Below are 14,785 nucleotides of genomic sequence, written 5' to 3'. Positions count from 1 at the left end.
AACGCTTGTGGAGCGATGATACCCCCCAATCTCACCCGGTCACGGGCCGATTACTGATCCGCTCGGTTGCCTCCGTTTCGTTTATTTAACCGTGCGGCTTACGCCGACAGTTGCCGCATCACGCTGTACAGGTCCGACTTACCCTCGAAGCCGATACCCGGCAAGTCAGGCATCGTGAGGTAGCCTTTCTCTACCTTGACGCCGTCCGGAAAGCCGCCAAACGGTTGGAAGAGGTCCGGATAGCTTTCATTGCCGCCGAGGCCCAGGCCAGCGGCGATATTCAGCGACATCTGGTGTCCCCCGTGCGGAATGCAGCGGCTGGCCGACCAGCCGTGTTGCTTGAGCATGTCGAGCGTGCGCAGATACTCGACCAGGCCATAGCTCAGTGCACAGTCGAATTGCAACCAATCACGATCTGGACGCATGCCGCCATAGCGGATCAGATTGCGGGCGTCCTGCATCGAGAACAGGTCCTCACCGGTGGCCATGGGCTTGTCGTAGTAATTGCGCAGCGTGGCCTGGAGTTCGAAGTCCAGCGGATCGCCCGGCTCCTCGTACCAGAACAGGTCGTATTGCGACAGCGCCTTCGCATATTGAATAGCGGTGTCGAGGTCGAAGCGGCCATTCGCGTCCACCGCGAGTTTCTGGCCGTCCTGCAGCACGCTCAGGATCGAATCGATGCGGCGCAGATCTTCGTCCAATGACGCACCGCCGATTTTCTTCTTCACCACGGTATAGCCACGGTCGATATAGCTGCGCATCTCGTCCTTGAGCCTGCCGTGATCCTGGCCGGGATAGTAATAACCGCCGGCGGCATAGACGAACACCTTGCGGTCAGGCTGGCCGTTGCCATAGCGGTCCGCCAATAACTGGAACAGCGGTTTTCCTTCGATTTTCGCCACGGCATCCCAAATGGCCATGTCGATGGTGCCGATGGCCACGGAGCGCTCGCCATGCCCGCCGGGCTTTTCGTTCTTGAACATCGTGTCCCAGACCTTGTGCGGATCCAGGTTGTTGCCGGTGGCGTCCACCAGCGAATCGGGATCGGCTTCCATCAGGCGCGGGATAAACCGCTCGCGCATCAGCGTGCCCTGGCCGTAGCGGCCGTTCGAGTTGAAGCCGTAGCCCACCACCGGTTTGCCGTCACGGATCACGTCCGTAATGACCGCCACCAGGCTGAGGGTCATTTTGCTGAAATCGATATAGGCGTTGCGGATGGGCGAGCTGATGGGGAGCGTCTTCTCCCGGATTTCAACGATTCTCACGATGTGTCTCCTGATGCACAGATAGCACACGCATACGCGTGGGGAATCCGTAGCGTAGGCGGAGAACCATGCTCTAGAATTGAATCCAATTCAAAACATTATTAAATCCAAGTGAAAACTGACGTTGCCTCGGAGCTTGAGTTCTTTGTCCTGGTGGCCAAGCTGGGCAGCCTCTCGGGCGCGGCGCGGGAGCTGGATCTCACGCCTCCCGCGGCGACCAAGCGGCTTGCCATAATGGAGAGTCGCCTGGGCGTACGGCTGGTGAACCGCACGACCCGCAGCATCAGCTTGACGAACGAAGGCGAGACCTATCTCGCCTATGCCACACGCATCCTGGCGGACCTCAGGGAAATGGAGAACGTCGTATCGAGCAGCGGCGCCGAGCCACGCGGGCTATTGAAAGTGAATGCCTCACTGGGCTTCGGTCGAACCACCATCGCACCGCTGGTCTCGGAATTCGCACGGCGCTATGCGCACGTCGAAGTCCAGCTGGAAGTGACTGACCGCCCGGTGGATCTCGTCGAAAGCGGTTTCGACCTGGCGATCCGTTTTGGGACCCTGCCGGACACCCGCCTGGCCGCGCGGCGCATTATGTCGAACCGACGATTCCTTTGCGCGTCGCCGGGCTACCTGGAGCGGCATGGCACCCCAAAATCGCCGGCGGACCTTGCCCACCACCGCTGCATTGTCCATCGACAAAATGACGACGCCTACGGCGTATGGCGTCTGGAACATGACGGTCGTCAGGAGACCGTCAAGGTGGATGGCGCGCTATCGAGTAATGACGGAGATATTGTCCTGGGGTGGGCGCTGGACGGTCACGGCATCCTGATTCGCTCGGAATGGGATCTGGCCAAGTATCTCGAGAGCGGACGCCTCCGCGTCGTCCTGCCCGATGACAAGATCCCCGCCGCTGACCTGTTCGTGTATTACTCCCAGCGCCGGAATCAAACCGCCCGAGCCAGGGCCTTTATCGATTTCCTGGTCGAACAGTTTCAGGCGTAATCCCGGCCAGCAAGCAGAAAATCCCCTCCAGTTGGACGGCAAGGTCCTCCGGATCCGCTTCAGTCAGCCCCGCCATCTCAACCACCTGGCGCATGAGTTGAACGCCCGCAATCACGGCCAGCAGCATCGCGGCGCGTTGGCCAGCCTGGGGCCCGGGTAGCCGCGCGGCCAGCGGCTGTGCGAAAACCTGCTCGAACTTGCCGCGCAGAATCGCCGAAGCCTTCGGACTATTTGCCGAACGCAGCATGATCAGGAAACCGTCCATCGGCGTGACCTCGGGCATGGTCCGCGTCACCAAGCCGCGCGCCAGCGCCCTGCAAAACGCCTGCATGGCGGGCCGATCGTCCATGACCTCCGCCGTCACGATGCCGGGCGCGGCCAGCACCGTATCCACCACCTCCTCGAACAGTTGGTCTTTCGATCCGAAGTAACGATTGACCAGCATGGCCGTCACGCCGGCAGCCTCGGCGATCTCCCGAACCCCCACGTCATAGCCCGATGCCGTAAACGACTGTCGCGCGGCATCCAGGATGACCTGTCGCGTTGCAGCGCCCTTCTTGCCCAGTGCCTTCATAATTTCTACACTCGTAGACTTTCACGAAACAAAATTATACACTTGTAGAACTTTAGCCCACTGGAGTGGATGATGGATTTGCAAATCAAGGGAAAACGCACCCTGGTAACGGGCGCAACCGCAGGGATCGGTGAAGCGATAGCAAAGATGCTGGCCGCTGAAGGGGCGACCGTGATCGTGCACGGCAGGAACCGGGAGCGGGCGGATGCGGTGATCGCGGAGATCGAGGCCAGCGGCGGGATGGCCGGGTTGGCCCTGGGCGACCTCTCCACCGATGCCGGCGCCGATGCCGTCGCCACGCAGGTCCGCAAAGGCGGCCCTGTCGACATCCTGGTCAACAACGCGGGCCGCTACCAGCATTTGAACTGGACGACTGCCGTGCCCGACCAATGGACCGAGACCTTCGAGGCTAATGTCCTGTCCGCCGTGCGGATGATCCAGCGGTTCGTCCCCGCGATGCGCGAGCGCGGCTGGGGGCGCGTGATCCAGATCGGCGGCGGCCTGGCGGGCCAACCGGGGGCCGGCCTGCCGGACTACAACGCGTCGCTCGCCGCGCGCCATAACCTCGCGGTATCGCTGGCTCGCGAACTGAAGCGTACCGGTGTGACGTCGAACATCGTCGCCCCCGGGGCCATCCTTGTGCCGGCGGTCAAAAGCCTGCTCGAATCGATCGCGCCGCACCACGGCTGGGGAGTCAGCTGGGAAGAGATCGAGCGGGGCTGCGTCCGCGACATGGTGCCCAACGATGTCGGGCGCCTGGGCCGCCCCGAGGAGATCGCCGCCGCCGTCGCCTACCTGTGCAGCCGATACGCCGACTATGTCAACGGCGCCACGATCCGCGTCGACGGCGGCACGATCCGTTCGGTATCGTGAGACCTCCCCTAACCGTTCTTCGGCAGCATCGATCCCTTCCGCCGCCGGGAGGGCTTCGGCTCTACGCCCACGCGTGCATCCCGTTCGAACACGCGTGCCACCAGCCATTCGGCAGCTTCCTCGAACGCCGGATCGGTCTGGGGCACATACAGCCATTTGCCTAGCACCGGGTGCGGCCGCAAGGCCGGCATGTCCGCGATCAGCGCGGCGTGGTGCTCGTGGGAGGTGCAAACCAGCAGCCCGTTCCACGGGTCGTCGCGATCCGCCGCGATCAGGCACAGGTTCCCGTCGATGTAGGCGGCATCGCTGCCAAACATCCGTTTGCAGACGTAGGTGGGATCCCGCTCGAATGCATCGAAGATCCAGACAAGCGCGTTGCGGATGGCGGTGGGCATGGCGTGGGCGGTCAGGCGGGCAGGTGTGCCCGGCATAGGCTACCTGAGAATCCCCGGGCGGTGATCAGGCTCCCCGTTGCGGGGAGCCCTACTACTTTGTGCTTCGTCAGCGAGCGATCAACGGAGGCTGGTCAGCGTCTGCGTGTACGTCGTCATATACGTCGGATTTGCGAAACCCGTTGCATAGGAATAGTTCGACTGCCACTTGACGACGCGGCCCAGGTCCGGCGCCCACCAGCCCAGGATCGTCTCCTTGTAGGTGGCGTTGCCCGCGGCGCCATTGGGCAGCTGGGTGTCGTTCGAGTTGCTGTACGTGATCGTGAAAGCGAGACGCATGGCGTTGAACGTGCCAGCCGGCGTCGTGATGCTTTCATACGTTTCCACCTTGCCGACCACCGCGCCCTTTTCGGTGTAACCCATCTGGCAAGCGTAGTCCCACGCGCCGGTCCAGGTCTTGCCGATGTAGAGCGGCAGCTCATAGAGCGTGCGTTTGGGCGAATACGTGCACACATTGCCGTTGGTGTACGTGCGCGACAGGCGGTTGCGATCCAGGTCCTGCACGTAGCTGGTGTCCGGCGCGTTCGTGATGGCGTCGGCGCTGGTGATCATTGGCCGCCCGTTGCTCACGGAGGCGATGGTATAGGCCAGGTTCTCGGTCGTCGTGGTGCCGTTGAAGCGGACTTGCGTCTCCGCAAACGTCGCCACCTCGCCCACCTTGTACGCCACGCCGTTGTAGCGCTGCGGCGCCACGGCGATCTTCAGCGTGAACACCTTGGATGGATCGCTGACCTGCGTCGCCGTCAGGGTGATGGCGTCGCCCGTGGGGCTGACCAGATTGCCGGACCACTGGGTCTCGGTCAGCACCTGGTTGGTGACCGTCGTCTTGTCGCTCGTGATCACTGCCTGCCAGCGCACCGGCTGGCTGGTTTGCAGACGAATAAAGTCGCTCGACTGCACGTTCAGCGTGGTGCTTCCCCCCGCGCCGACGCTGGTGCGGCGGCGAGGATTTTAACGCTGTGTGTCCGATTTATGTCTTAAGCGACACATCCCCCCGAAGGAGGATTGCCGGAGGTATTCCCCAAAAGAAGGCATCCCCCGGGTATCCCCCTGTCAACCGGCAATATTTCAAAGCGTTACGAAATATTACGAGCTGGCCTGCACACCCCGCACGACAAGAAAAAAGTGACGGGCTAGCCATACCTGGCGCTCATTTTGGGCGTTGCGGACAGGGAAGCCATATGCGCAGCCAGTTCCCATCGAAGGAACGGCGCGTGAATCAGGGGAGCGTTAAGTCGTGCAAGCAACATTTTTGACCTTGCGGGGGCTTTCCCAAGCCGACGCAGCGGGACGTTTTGAGCATTTTCCGGCCCGGTATCTGAAATATTTGACTGCCGTGGCCTCGGTGTCGTCGATCTGTTACCCGTCGGGCAGCCGAAAGTGGCTGTCTCGACGTCTGCGGCTGCTGGCCGTGGCGGCCACGCGTGGCAATGCCGCCCGCCTGTGGTTGGGCGCAGCGGCGTCCTGCGTGCTGCTGCAACGGGTGGCCACGGCCCGGCCGTTGGTGCTGGAGAAGCCGTTCCGCCCGCTCGGCGCGCTGGGCCTGTGTTTCTACGAGCGCGCCCGGCTGATGATCGAGCACTACGCCGTCATGGCCGCGATGGTGCCGGCCTGCGTCTGCGACCGTATCTATATGTCAGGCGGCCTGACCTGGACCTCGGCGGACGGCGGCTACCAGCTGCGCCTGGCCGATCCCGGTCCCAATCCCAAGGAAGGCGAACTGGCGTTCTACTGGATCGACCAGGAAGCCGGCATCTGCCTCGCCCAACTGAGTTTCTACCTGCGCCAGGGCCCGGCCGGCCCCGAGGTGTTCATCGGCGGCCTGCAGGGCACGATGGGCGAGACCGCCCGGGAGCGCATCCGCATCGCCACGCGCGCCTGCGAGGGCCTGCGCCCCAAGGACGTGGTCATGGAAGCGCTGCTGGCCTTCGCCGGCCATATCGGCGCGCGCCGCGTGACGGCGGTGTCCCGGGCGAATCACGTCGGCCGCCAGCGCCATACGCCGCGCGAGATCCAGTGCGACTACGAGGGATTCTGGATGGAGTACCACGGCACGCCAGACGCCGCCGGCAATATCGAGATCCCCGTGCGGCAGCCCGAGCGCGACATCGCCGAAATCGCCTCGAAGAAGCGTTCCGCCTGGCGCCGCAAGCAGGCGCTGGCACAGACGGTACGGGGGGCGGTCAGCCAGTGGCTTGATGTCGATGGTGCCGAGGCGGCGAATACGCCGGCGGTGGCGGAATCGATGGGGCTTGCCGTGGGCGTGGCAGCCTGAGGCGGGGGCGCCGGACCCTTCGTCCGGCGCCCTTCCCCCCTTACTTCTTCAGGTCAAACCGGTCCAGGTTCATCACCTTGACCCACGCCGCCACGAAGTCCTTGGCGAACTTCTCCTTGCCGTCTTCACTGGCGTAGACCTCGGCCAGCGCCCGCAGCTGCGAGTGCGAGCCGAACACCAGATCCACGCGCGTGCCGGTCCAGCGGACCTTGCCGGACTTGTCGCTACCCTCGAACACATTCCGTGACACCGGCTTCCACTGCACGCCCATATCGAGCAGGTTGCGGAAGAAGTCGTTGGTCAGCGTTTCCGGGCGATCGGTGAACACGCCGTGGGCATCCTTGCCGCTCTGCACCTTCAACACGCGCAGGCCGCCGACCAGCGCCGTCATTTCCGGGGCGGTGAGGGTCAGCAGTTGCGCCTTGTCGATCAGCATGGCTTCGGCCGGTGCTTGCACCTTCGCGTCGAGGTAGTTGCGGAAGCCATCGGCCTTCGGCTCCAGGGCGCCCACCGACTGGACGTCGGTCTTGTCCTGCGACGCATCCATGCGGCCCGGCGTGAACGGCACGGTCAGTTTCTGGCCGCCCGCCTCCGCCGCCTTCTCGATGCCGGCGCCGCCCGCCAGCACGATCAGGTCCGCCATCGAGATCTTCTTGCCGCCCGACTGCGCACCGTTGAACGCGCTCTGGATGCCTTCCAGCGTCTTCAGCACCTTGCCGAGTTGATCCGGATTGTTGGCCGTCCAGTCCTTCTGCGGCGCCAGGCGGATGCGCGCCCCGTTGGCCCCGCCGCGCTTGTCCGAACCGCGGAAGGTCGACGCCGACGCCCAGGCCGTGGACACCAGTTCCGAGACCGACAGCCCCGAAGCCAGGATCTTCTGCTTGAGCCCCGCCACATCCTGGTCATTGACCAGCGGATGGTCCACCGGCGGGATCGGGTCCTGCCAGAGCAGTTCCTCGGCCGGAACTTCCGGGCCGAGATAGCGCGCGCGCGGGCCCATGTCGCGGTGGGTCAGCTTGAACCACGCACGGGCGAAGGCATCGGCAAACGCCTGCGGGTCGTCCTTGAAGCGCCGCGAGATCTTCTCGTAGATGGGGTCGAAGCGCAGCGACAGGTCCGTGGTCAGCATCGTCGGCTTGAGCTTCTTGGCCGGGTCATAGGCGTGCGGCACCGACTCCGGTGCGTCCTTGGCGATCCACTGATTGGCGCCGGCCGGGCTCTTGGTCAGCTCGTATTCGAAGTTGAAGAGGTTCTCGAAGAAGCTGTTCCCCCACTGCGTCGGCGTATTCGACCAGGTGACTTCCAGGCCGCTGGTGATGGTGTCCGGGCCGCAGCCAGTGCCGAACTTGTTGCGCCAGCCCAAACCCTGCAGTTCCAGTTCGGCGGACTCCGGTTCGTCGCCCACGTTCTCGGGGTGCGCGGCGCCGTGGGTCTTGCCGAAGCTGTGGCCGCCGGCGATCAGCGCCACGGTTTCCTCGTCATCCATGGCCATCCGGCCGAAGGTATCGCGGATGTCATACGCGGCGGCGATGGGGTCCGGATTGCCGTCGGGCCCTTCCGGATTGACATAGATCAGGCCCATCTGCACCGCGCCGAGCGGATTCTCGAGGTAGCGGCCGGGATCGGTCCGGCTGGATTCCTGGCCGTGCTTCTCGACGTCAGCCACCAGTACGCCACCATCGTCATCCTTGCCCGCCGCGCCCTTGCCATAGCGGACTTCGCCGCCCAGCCAGGTCTTTTCATTCCCCCAATACACGTCCTGGTCCGGTTCCCAGGTATCTTCGCGGCCCCCGGCGAAGCCGAAGGTCTTGAATCCCATGCTTTCCAGGGCGACGTTGCCGGACAGGATCATCAGGTCCGCCCAGGAAAGCTTCTGCCCGTACTTCTGCTTGATCGGCCAGAGCAGCCGGCGCGCCTTGTCCAGGCTCACGTTGTCCGGCCAGCTGTTGAGCGGGGCGAACCGTTGCTGGCCGCGCCCACCACCCCCCCGGCCATCGCCGATGCGGTAGGTGCCGGCGCTGTGCCAGGCCATGCGGATGAACAACCCGCCGTAGTGACCGAAGTCCGCCGGCCACCAGTCCTGCGAGTCGGTCATCAGTGCCGTCAGGTCTTTCTTGACCGCGGCGAGGTCGAGGGTCTTGAACGCCTCGGCATAGTTGAAGCTCTTGTCCAGGGGATTGGACTTGTCCGAGTGCTGGCTGAGCAGATCCAGCCGCAACTGCTGGGGCCACCAGTCCTTGTTGGTGGTGCCGCCTCCGGCGGCATGGTTGAAGGGACACTTTTCGTAAGACATGCGATCTCCTTTGGGGGGTACCCAACGCTAGTTCTAGTCTTTCCGCGTCGACGCTTCCACGTGGGCCTGCCTCGGCAAGCCTGCCGCACACAAAATATAGTTGAGAGCCGCCGTCAACCAAATGTGACGATTGCAATCGTCGCGATAGCGGCTTGCTATGGGCCACCCGGGTCACCTCCCCGGCCCCCCGCCATGCTCGGGTTAGCCCCAACCAAATGCCGTTCGGCGCTTGTCCTATAGTTCCCGTACTCCAGACAACTGTAGCGCCCCACGCTCGGAGGTTGCCCTCATGACCATGTCCACCGCCCTCGCAAGGTGCCTGAGCAAGACGCAGAGCGAGTTCGAGACCGTGCACCGGCACGGCAGCCCCGATGGCGCGGCGCCAGCCCGGCCGATATCGATTCCCGGCGACCGGCTGGCCCGCACGGTGCTGCTGGAGGACAACCGGGGCTACCTCGCCGCCGTGATCCCCGCCACCCATCACCTGAAACTCTCGGAAATCTGCGAACAGACCGGCCGCCAGTTGGCCCGGGCGCGTACGGAAGGCGTGCACGAGGTGTTCCGGGACTGCGACCCTGGCGCGCTGCCCCCGGTCGGCATGGCCTACGGCACGCAGACCTGGCTCGATGACAGCCTGATGACCCATCCCGATGTCTACTTCGAAGCCGGGGATCGCGACGAGGTAGTGCACATGAGCACCGAGCAGTTCGCCACCCTGATGGCCGGGGCCCGGCGCGGGCATTTCGCCCATCGACGGCTCTAGGGGAGCCCCGGTTTCTGCATCCGCGTGTCAGTCTGGCATCGCCATATACACAGCGATACAAAAACCGTGCATTCCGACACATGGCACTTGCCATGGCCTCATAGACTTCGTGTCAGTTCATCACTGACCCGAGGAGAGAGGAACAATATGTCGGAAAAAATCGATTTGCCCCGTCGTGGTTTCCTGGGCGCCGCCGCCGCAACGCTGGCCGCCGCGCAACTGACGCTGTCGCAGGCCGCACAGGCGCAGTCCGCCATCACCAAGGCCGCCACGCTGCCGGCCTCCAAGCCGGGCAGCCACACCAGCTTCGCTCCGCTCAAGCAGATCCAGGCCGGCGTGCTCAACGTAGGCTACGCCGAAGCCGGCCCGGCCAATGGCCCCGTGGCCCTGCTGCTGCACGGCTGGCCGTACGACATCTACGCCTTTGTCGATGTGGCGCCGCTGCTGGCCTCGCGCGGCTACCGGGTGATCATGCCCTACCTGCGCGGCAACGGGACGACCACTTTCCTCTCGCCGGACACCATGCGCAACGGCCAGCCGTCGGCGATTGCCGCCGACATGATCGCGCTGATGGACGCCCTCAAGATCCAGACCGCCGTCGTCGCCGGCTTCGACTGGGGCGCGCGTACCGCCGACATCATGGCCGCACTGTGGCCGGACCGTTGCCGGGGCCTGGTCTCCGTGAGCGGCTACCTGATCGGTAGCCAGGCGGCGGGCAAGGTGCCGCTGCCGCCCGAAGCCGAGCTGCAATGGTGGTACCAGTTCTACTTCGCCACGGACCGTGGCGCCGCCGGCTACCAGAAGTACACGCACGACTTCGCCAAGCTGATCTGGAAGCTGGCCTCGCCGAAGTGGGATTTCGACGACGCCACCTTCAACCGCAGCGCCACCGCCTTCAACAACCCCGACCACGTGGCCATCACCATCCACAACTACCGCTGGCGGCAGGACCTGGTCAAGGGCGAGCCGAAGTTCGACGATCTCGAGAAGCGCCTGGCCACGGCGCCGACCATCAGCATCCCGACCATCACCATGGAAGGCGACGCCAACGGCGCCCCCCATCCCAAGCCCAGCGCCTATGCCAGCAAGTTCACGGGCCGCTACGAGCACCGCGACCTGACCGGCGGCATCGGCCACAACCTGCCGCAGGAAGCGCCGGTGGCCTTCGCCCAGGCTGTGCTGGACGTGGACAAGCGCTAAGCGCTAAACGCCCAGCCCAGACATCAAGTAGTTCGATCTCCTAAGCTCCCCCTAAGCTCCCCTAAGCTCCCCTAAGCGCGCGCGTCCGGCTCCCCGCCGGCGCGCGTTTTTTTTGCCGTCCACCGCCCGTCCTCCCGACTTGTTCCCGCCACGCAAAACTGTTGATGTGGGCGATGCCTTCTTCGTTGGGGCCGGCTCCACTAGATTTGAGCCCAAGGCAAACACGCCGAACCCCTACCAGGAGAATCTGAAATGTCCTCGCAAAAAGTTGTCATCGTGACTGGCGCATCCCAAGGCATCGGCGCCGAATTGGTCAAGGCCTACCGTGCACGCGGCTACCGCGTGGTGGCCACGGCGCGCAATATCAAGCCGACCGACGATCCCGATATCGCCATCGTCCCCGGCGACATCGGCGACCCCGACACCGCCCGCCGCGTGGTGGCCACGGCGCTGGAAGCCTTCGGCCGCATCGACTCGCTGGTCAACAACGCCGGCATCTTCGTCGCCAAGCCGTTCACGCAGTACACCGCGCAGGACTACGCCGCCGTGACCAATGTGAACCTGTCCGGCTTCTTCCACATCACCCAGCTGGCCATCGCCGAGATGGAAAAGCAGCGCAGCGGCCACGTGGTCAGCATCACCACCAGCCTGGTCGATCACGCCATCGCCGGCGTGCCGTCGGTGCTGGCTTCGCTGACCAAGGGTGGCATCAACGCCGCCACCAAGTCCCTGGCCATCGAGTACGCCAAGACCGGCATCCGCGTGAACGCCGTGTCGCCCGGCATCATCAAGTCCCCGATGCATGCGCCGGAAACCCATGAGGCACTCGGCGCACTGCACCCGGTGGGCCATATGGGCGAAATGGGCGATATCGCCAACGCCGTGCTGTTCCTGGAGACCGCCCCGTTTGTGACGGGCGAGATCCTGCATGTCGATGGCGGCCAGAGCGCCGGCCACTAAGCGGCTGGTTACCCCAAGTCATTCCCTTGACTTGACGTTCTTCATTCACGATACTTCATCTACTTTCATTCTTGTTTGAAGAACGTAAATCGTGGAACTGGCAGAATTAGAGATCTTCCGGGCGGTGGCGCGTGAGCAAAGCATCACACGCGCCGCCAAACGGCTAGACCGGGTGCAGTCGAACGTGACCACCCGCGTGAAGCAGCTCGAAGAGAGCCTCGGTGTCAGCCTGTTCCAGCGCGATAGCAAGAAGATGTTGCTCACCCCGGAAGGCCTCCGCCTGCTCGACTATGCCGACCGCCTGCTGGCGCTGGCCGACGAGGCGCGGCAGTCGATGCGCACGGATGCGCCAAGCGGCCCGCTGCGGCTTGGTTCGATGGAAAGCTCGGCAGCCACGCTGCTGCCCCGCCCGCTCGGCGCCTTCCACGCGCGCTGGCCGGACGTGGCGTTGAAGCTGACCACGGGCACCTCGCAGGCGCTGGTCGATGCCGTGCTCGGCCATCGGCTCGACTGCGCCGTGGTGGCACATCCGGGCACGGGCGCGCCAGCCGACATCGAACTGACCGAAATGGGCGACGGCCTCGACGGCACCTACCTGCAAACCGAGGAACTGGTGCTGGTGCTGCCCGCCACGCACCCGCCGGTGCGCCAGCCGCAGGACGTCACGCTGCACCAGCTCGCCGCCTTCGCGCGCGGCTGCACCTACCGCCAATGTGCCGAAGACTGGCTGGAGCAGGCGGGCGACGACATGCGCCGCCGGCTCTCGGTGATCGACCTGCCGTCCTACCACGCCATCCTGGCCTATGTGGCCGCCGGGTCGGCGGTGGGCATCGTGCCGCGCTCGCTGCTGGCGGTGCATCGCGAAATGGCCCACCTCCAGACCGTGCCGGTCCGCACCGTCCACACTTTCCTGGTGAAGCGCGCCGGCTTTGCCACCTCGGCCTACACGGCGTTCCTGCGGGAATTGCAGCAAGGCCCATCCCCTTCATCGCCCACCTAACCTGAAGCCCAGCCATGAACACCGCCGCCCGCAATCTGGTTTCCCTCCTCAACCTCGCCACGCCGATCATCCAGGCGCCGATGGCTGGCGTCAGCACGCCGGCCATGGCCGCCGCCGTGTCCGAAGCCGGCGGCCTGGGCTCGCTCGGCGTTGGGGCGATGGACGCCGAAGGCGCCCGCAAGGTCATCCGCGAGACCCGCGCGCTGACCGCCAAGCCCTTCCATATCAACCTGTTCTGCCACGCCCCGGCCCAGGCCGATGCGGCGCGGGAGGCCGCCTGGCTGCAATACCTGACGCCGCAGTTCGCCGAATTCGGCGCCACGCCGCCTGCCGGCCTGCGCGAGATCTACAAGAGCTTCGTGGCCGACGAGGCGATGTATCAGATGCTGCTGGAAGAAAAGCCGGCGGTCGTCAGCTTCCATTTCGGGCTGCCGGCGCAGGAGAAGATCGATGCGCTGCGGGCCGCCGGCATCCTCCTGCTGGCCAGCGCCACCTCGCTGCGGGAGGCGCGCCAGATCGAAGCGGCGGGCATCGACGGCATCATCGCGCAAGGCATCGAGGCCGGCGGGCACCGTGGCGTGTTCGATCCGGAGGGCGATGACGAAGGACTGGGCACGCTGGCGCTGGTGCGGGTGCTGGTGACGCGTACCAGCCTGCCGGTGATCGCCGCCGGCGGCATCATGGACGGCGCCGGCATTGCCGCCGCGCTGGCACTGGGCGCGCAGGCCGCGCAACTGGGCACCGCCTTCGTGGCGTGCGATGAATCATCGGCAGACGCCGCCTACCGCGCCGCCCTGACCGCCGCCGAGCCGCGCGCCACCACGCTGACGCGGGCGATTTCCGGCCGCGCCGCGCGTGGCTTCACCAGCCGCTTCACCGCCCTCGGCGTGGCGCCGGGCGCCCCCGCGATTCCCGACTATCCCGTCACCTACGACGCCGGCAAGGCCCTGCACGCCGCCGCCAAGGCCAAGGGTGTCAGCGAGTTCGCCGCACAATGGGCCGGCCAGGCCGTACCGCTCGCCCGCGCCCTGCCCGCCGGCGCGCTGGTCGCCGAACTGACCGCCGAATTGCGCCAGGCGCTGGACCGGTTGAGCAGCCTGCGGGCATCGATCGAGTAGTCAAGCAAGCCTGATCAGGTTCCAAACTCGCTGAACTTCGAGCCGAGGAACTCCACGAACAGGCGGATGCGCGACGACAACTGGTGCCGTTGCTGGTAGACGGCATAGATGTTCGCCTCGGGGGTGGCGTAGTGCGGCAACACCTGCACCAGCCGCCCGCTGCGCAGGTAGCGCTCGATATCCCATTCGGCGCGCATCACGATGCCATGGCCCTCCAGCGCCCACTGCACGGCGATTTCGCCGTCATTGGTCGTCAAATTGCCACGCACATGGATCGCCTCGGTGCGCTGCTTGGCGCCCTTGCCCGAGGTCAGCCGCCACACCCCGTAGGCATCGCTGCCCTGCCGGATGCCGATGCAGTTGTGCCGCGCCAGATCCCCCGGCGTGGCCGGCACGCCGTGCTCGCGCAGGTATTTGGGCGAGGCGCACAGCAGGCGCCGGTTCGGGGCCAGGAATTTGGCGATGATCCGCGCGTCGGGCGGCTCCCCGAACCGCACGCAGACATCGAAGGCATCCTCCGTCAGCGGCGGCGGATCCGCCGACAGCTGGAGCTGCACATCGACATCGGGGTAGGTCCGGCTGTACTCGGCGATGACCGGCGCCACATGCATGCGGCCAAAGCCCAGCGTGGCGTTCACGCGCAGCAGGCCGCTCGGCCGCCCCTTGGCGCTGGTCAGCAACTGGCTCAGGTCGTCGATCTCGCCCAGGATGCGCCGCGCGTGCTCCAGGAACACCTCCCCCTCGGGCGTCAGCCCCATCCGGCGCGTGGTCCGCGTCAGCAGCGGCATGCCGATGCGCGCCTCCATCTGGGCCAGCCGCTTGCTGACCGCCGCCGTCGAGATCCCAAGATCCCGCGCCGCCGCGCTCAGGCTGCCCGCCGTGGCCACCGCCGCGAAAAAACCCAGTTCGGACGGTTGAATGCCGCTCATCGCGCTCATGGCATTGTTAATGTCAGGTTAAAGATGGTTTAACTTTAGCGTCGATCCAACACCGCGTCCACGGTCAAG

The 14,785-nt window shown here is 65.2% G+C and carries 14 protein-coding genes; 8 read left to right on the top strand and 6 right to left on the bottom strand.

The window, feature by feature from the left end:
* Positions 1 to 98: 98 nt before the first annotated feature.
* The gene (locus BM115_RS25595) at positions 99 to 1,265 is read right to left on the bottom strand and encodes a mandelate racemase/muconate lactonizing enzyme family protein (RefSeq protein WP_092301256.1); all 1,167 of its coding nucleotides are present in this window, start codon (positions 1,263 to 1,265) and stop codon (positions 99 to 101) included.
* Positions 1,266 to 1,376: 111 nt separating this feature from the next.
* On the opposite strand from BM115_RS25595, the gene BM115_RS25590 reads away from it, so the two are divergent.
* Positions 1,377 to 2,270: a LysR family transcriptional regulator gene (locus tag BM115_RS25590; protein WP_092301253.1), complete on the top strand. Its 894-nt coding sequence runs from the start codon at positions 1,377 to 1,379 to the stop codon at positions 2,268 to 2,270.
* Here BM115_RS25590 and BM115_RS25585 read toward each other — a convergent pair.
* The gene (locus BM115_RS25585) at positions 2,236 to 2,844 is read right to left on the bottom strand and encodes a TetR/AcrR family transcriptional regulator (protein WP_092301250.1); all 609 of its coding nucleotides are present in this window, start codon (positions 2,842 to 2,844) and stop codon (positions 2,236 to 2,238) included. The genes BM115_RS25590 and BM115_RS25585 overlap by 35 nt on opposite strands.
* Before the next feature lie 69 nt (positions 2,845 to 2,913).
* On the opposite strand from BM115_RS25585, the gene BM115_RS25580 reads away from it, so the two are divergent.
* On the top strand, positions 2,914 to 3,717 hold the full coding sequence (locus tag BM115_RS25580) for an SDR family NAD(P)-dependent oxidoreductase (protein WP_255370983.1): 804 nt from the start codon (positions 2,914 to 2,916) through the stop codon (positions 3,715 to 3,717).
* An 8-nt stretch (positions 3,718 to 3,725) separates the two neighbouring features.
* Here BM115_RS25580 and BM115_RS25575 read toward each other — a convergent pair whose 3' ends face one another.
* Positions 3,726 to 4,112, bottom strand: a complete 387-nt coding sequence (locus BM115_RS25575) for a hypothetical protein (RefSeq protein ID WP_092301334.1) — start codon at positions 4,110 to 4,112, stop codon at positions 3,726 to 3,728.
* 117 nt (positions 4,113 to 4,229) lie between these two features.
* The gene (locus tag BM115_RS25570; RefSeq protein ID WP_143093940.1) at positions 4,230 to 5,069 is read right to left on the bottom strand and encodes a hypothetical protein; all 840 of its coding nucleotides are present in this window, start codon (positions 5,067 to 5,069) and stop codon (positions 4,230 to 4,232) included.
* 436 nt (positions 5,070 to 5,505) lie between these two features.
* On the opposite strand from BM115_RS25570, the gene BM115_RS25565 reads away from it, so the two are divergent.
* Complete coding sequence (locus BM115_RS25565; RefSeq protein WP_092301331.1) at positions 5,506 to 6,444, top strand: VirK/YbjX family protein; 939 nt, start codon at positions 5,506 to 5,508, stop codon at positions 6,442 to 6,444.
* A 40-nt stretch (positions 6,445 to 6,484) separates the two neighbouring features.
* On the opposite strand, the gene katG is transcribed toward BM115_RS25565, so the two are convergent.
* Positions 6,485 to 8,737, bottom strand: a complete 2,253-nt coding sequence (gene katG / locus BM115_RS25560; RefSeq protein WP_092301241.1) for a catalase/peroxidase HPI — start codon at positions 8,735 to 8,737, stop codon at positions 6,485 to 6,487.
* Positions 8,738 to 9,026: 289 nt separating this feature from the next.
* Here katG and BM115_RS25555 point away from each other — a divergent pair, with 289 nt between their 5' ends.
* The 5 genes from BM115_RS25555 to BM115_RS25535 all read left to right on the top strand — a co-directional run bounded on the left by BM115_RS25555 (position 9,027) and on the right by BM115_RS25535 (position 13,778).
* Positions 9,027 to 9,500, top strand: a complete 474-nt coding sequence (locus tag BM115_RS25555) for an aminoacyl-tRNA deacylase (RefSeq protein WP_092301238.1) — start codon at positions 9,027 to 9,029, stop codon at positions 9,498 to 9,500.
* A gap of 147 nt (positions 9,501 to 9,647) precedes the next feature.
* Complete coding sequence (locus tag BM115_RS25550) at positions 9,648 to 10,700, top strand: alpha/beta fold hydrolase (RefSeq protein ID WP_092301235.1); 1,053 nt, start codon at positions 9,648 to 9,650, stop codon at positions 10,698 to 10,700.
* Between the two features lie 252 nt (positions 10,701 to 10,952).
* Complete coding sequence (locus tag BM115_RS25545; protein ID WP_092301232.1) at positions 10,953 to 11,660, top strand: SDR family NAD(P)-dependent oxidoreductase; 708 nt, start codon at positions 10,953 to 10,955, stop codon at positions 11,658 to 11,660.
* A 91-nt stretch (positions 11,661 to 11,751) separates the two neighbouring features.
* The gene (locus tag BM115_RS25540; RefSeq protein WP_092301229.1) at positions 11,752 to 12,660 is read left to right on the top strand and encodes a LysR substrate-binding domain-containing protein; all 909 of its coding nucleotides are present in this window, start codon (positions 11,752 to 11,754) and stop codon (positions 12,658 to 12,660) included.
* Between the two features lie 14 nt (positions 12,661 to 12,674).
* A complete protein-coding gene (locus tag BM115_RS25535) occupies positions 12,675 to 13,778 on the top strand; it encodes an NAD(P)H-dependent flavin oxidoreductase (protein ID WP_092301226.1) in 1,104 nt (367 codons plus the stop codon).
* A gap of 14 nt (positions 13,779 to 13,792) precedes the next feature.
* On the opposite strand, the gene BM115_RS25530 is transcribed toward BM115_RS25535, so the two are convergent.
* Positions 13,793 to 14,716, bottom strand: a complete 924-nt coding sequence (locus BM115_RS25530) for a LysR family transcriptional regulator (protein ID WP_092301223.1) — start codon at positions 14,714 to 14,716, stop codon at positions 13,793 to 13,795.
* Positions 14,717 to 14,785: the final 69 nt, after the last annotated feature.

This window comes from Cupriavidus sp. OV096 (assembly GCF_900115455.1).
Lineage (GTDB): Bacteria > Pseudomonadota > Gammaproteobacteria > Burkholderiales > Burkholderiaceae > Cupriavidus.
The sequence above is the reverse complement of the archived record's forward strand: the minus strand, read 5'-3'. Positions and strand labels throughout refer to the sequence as shown.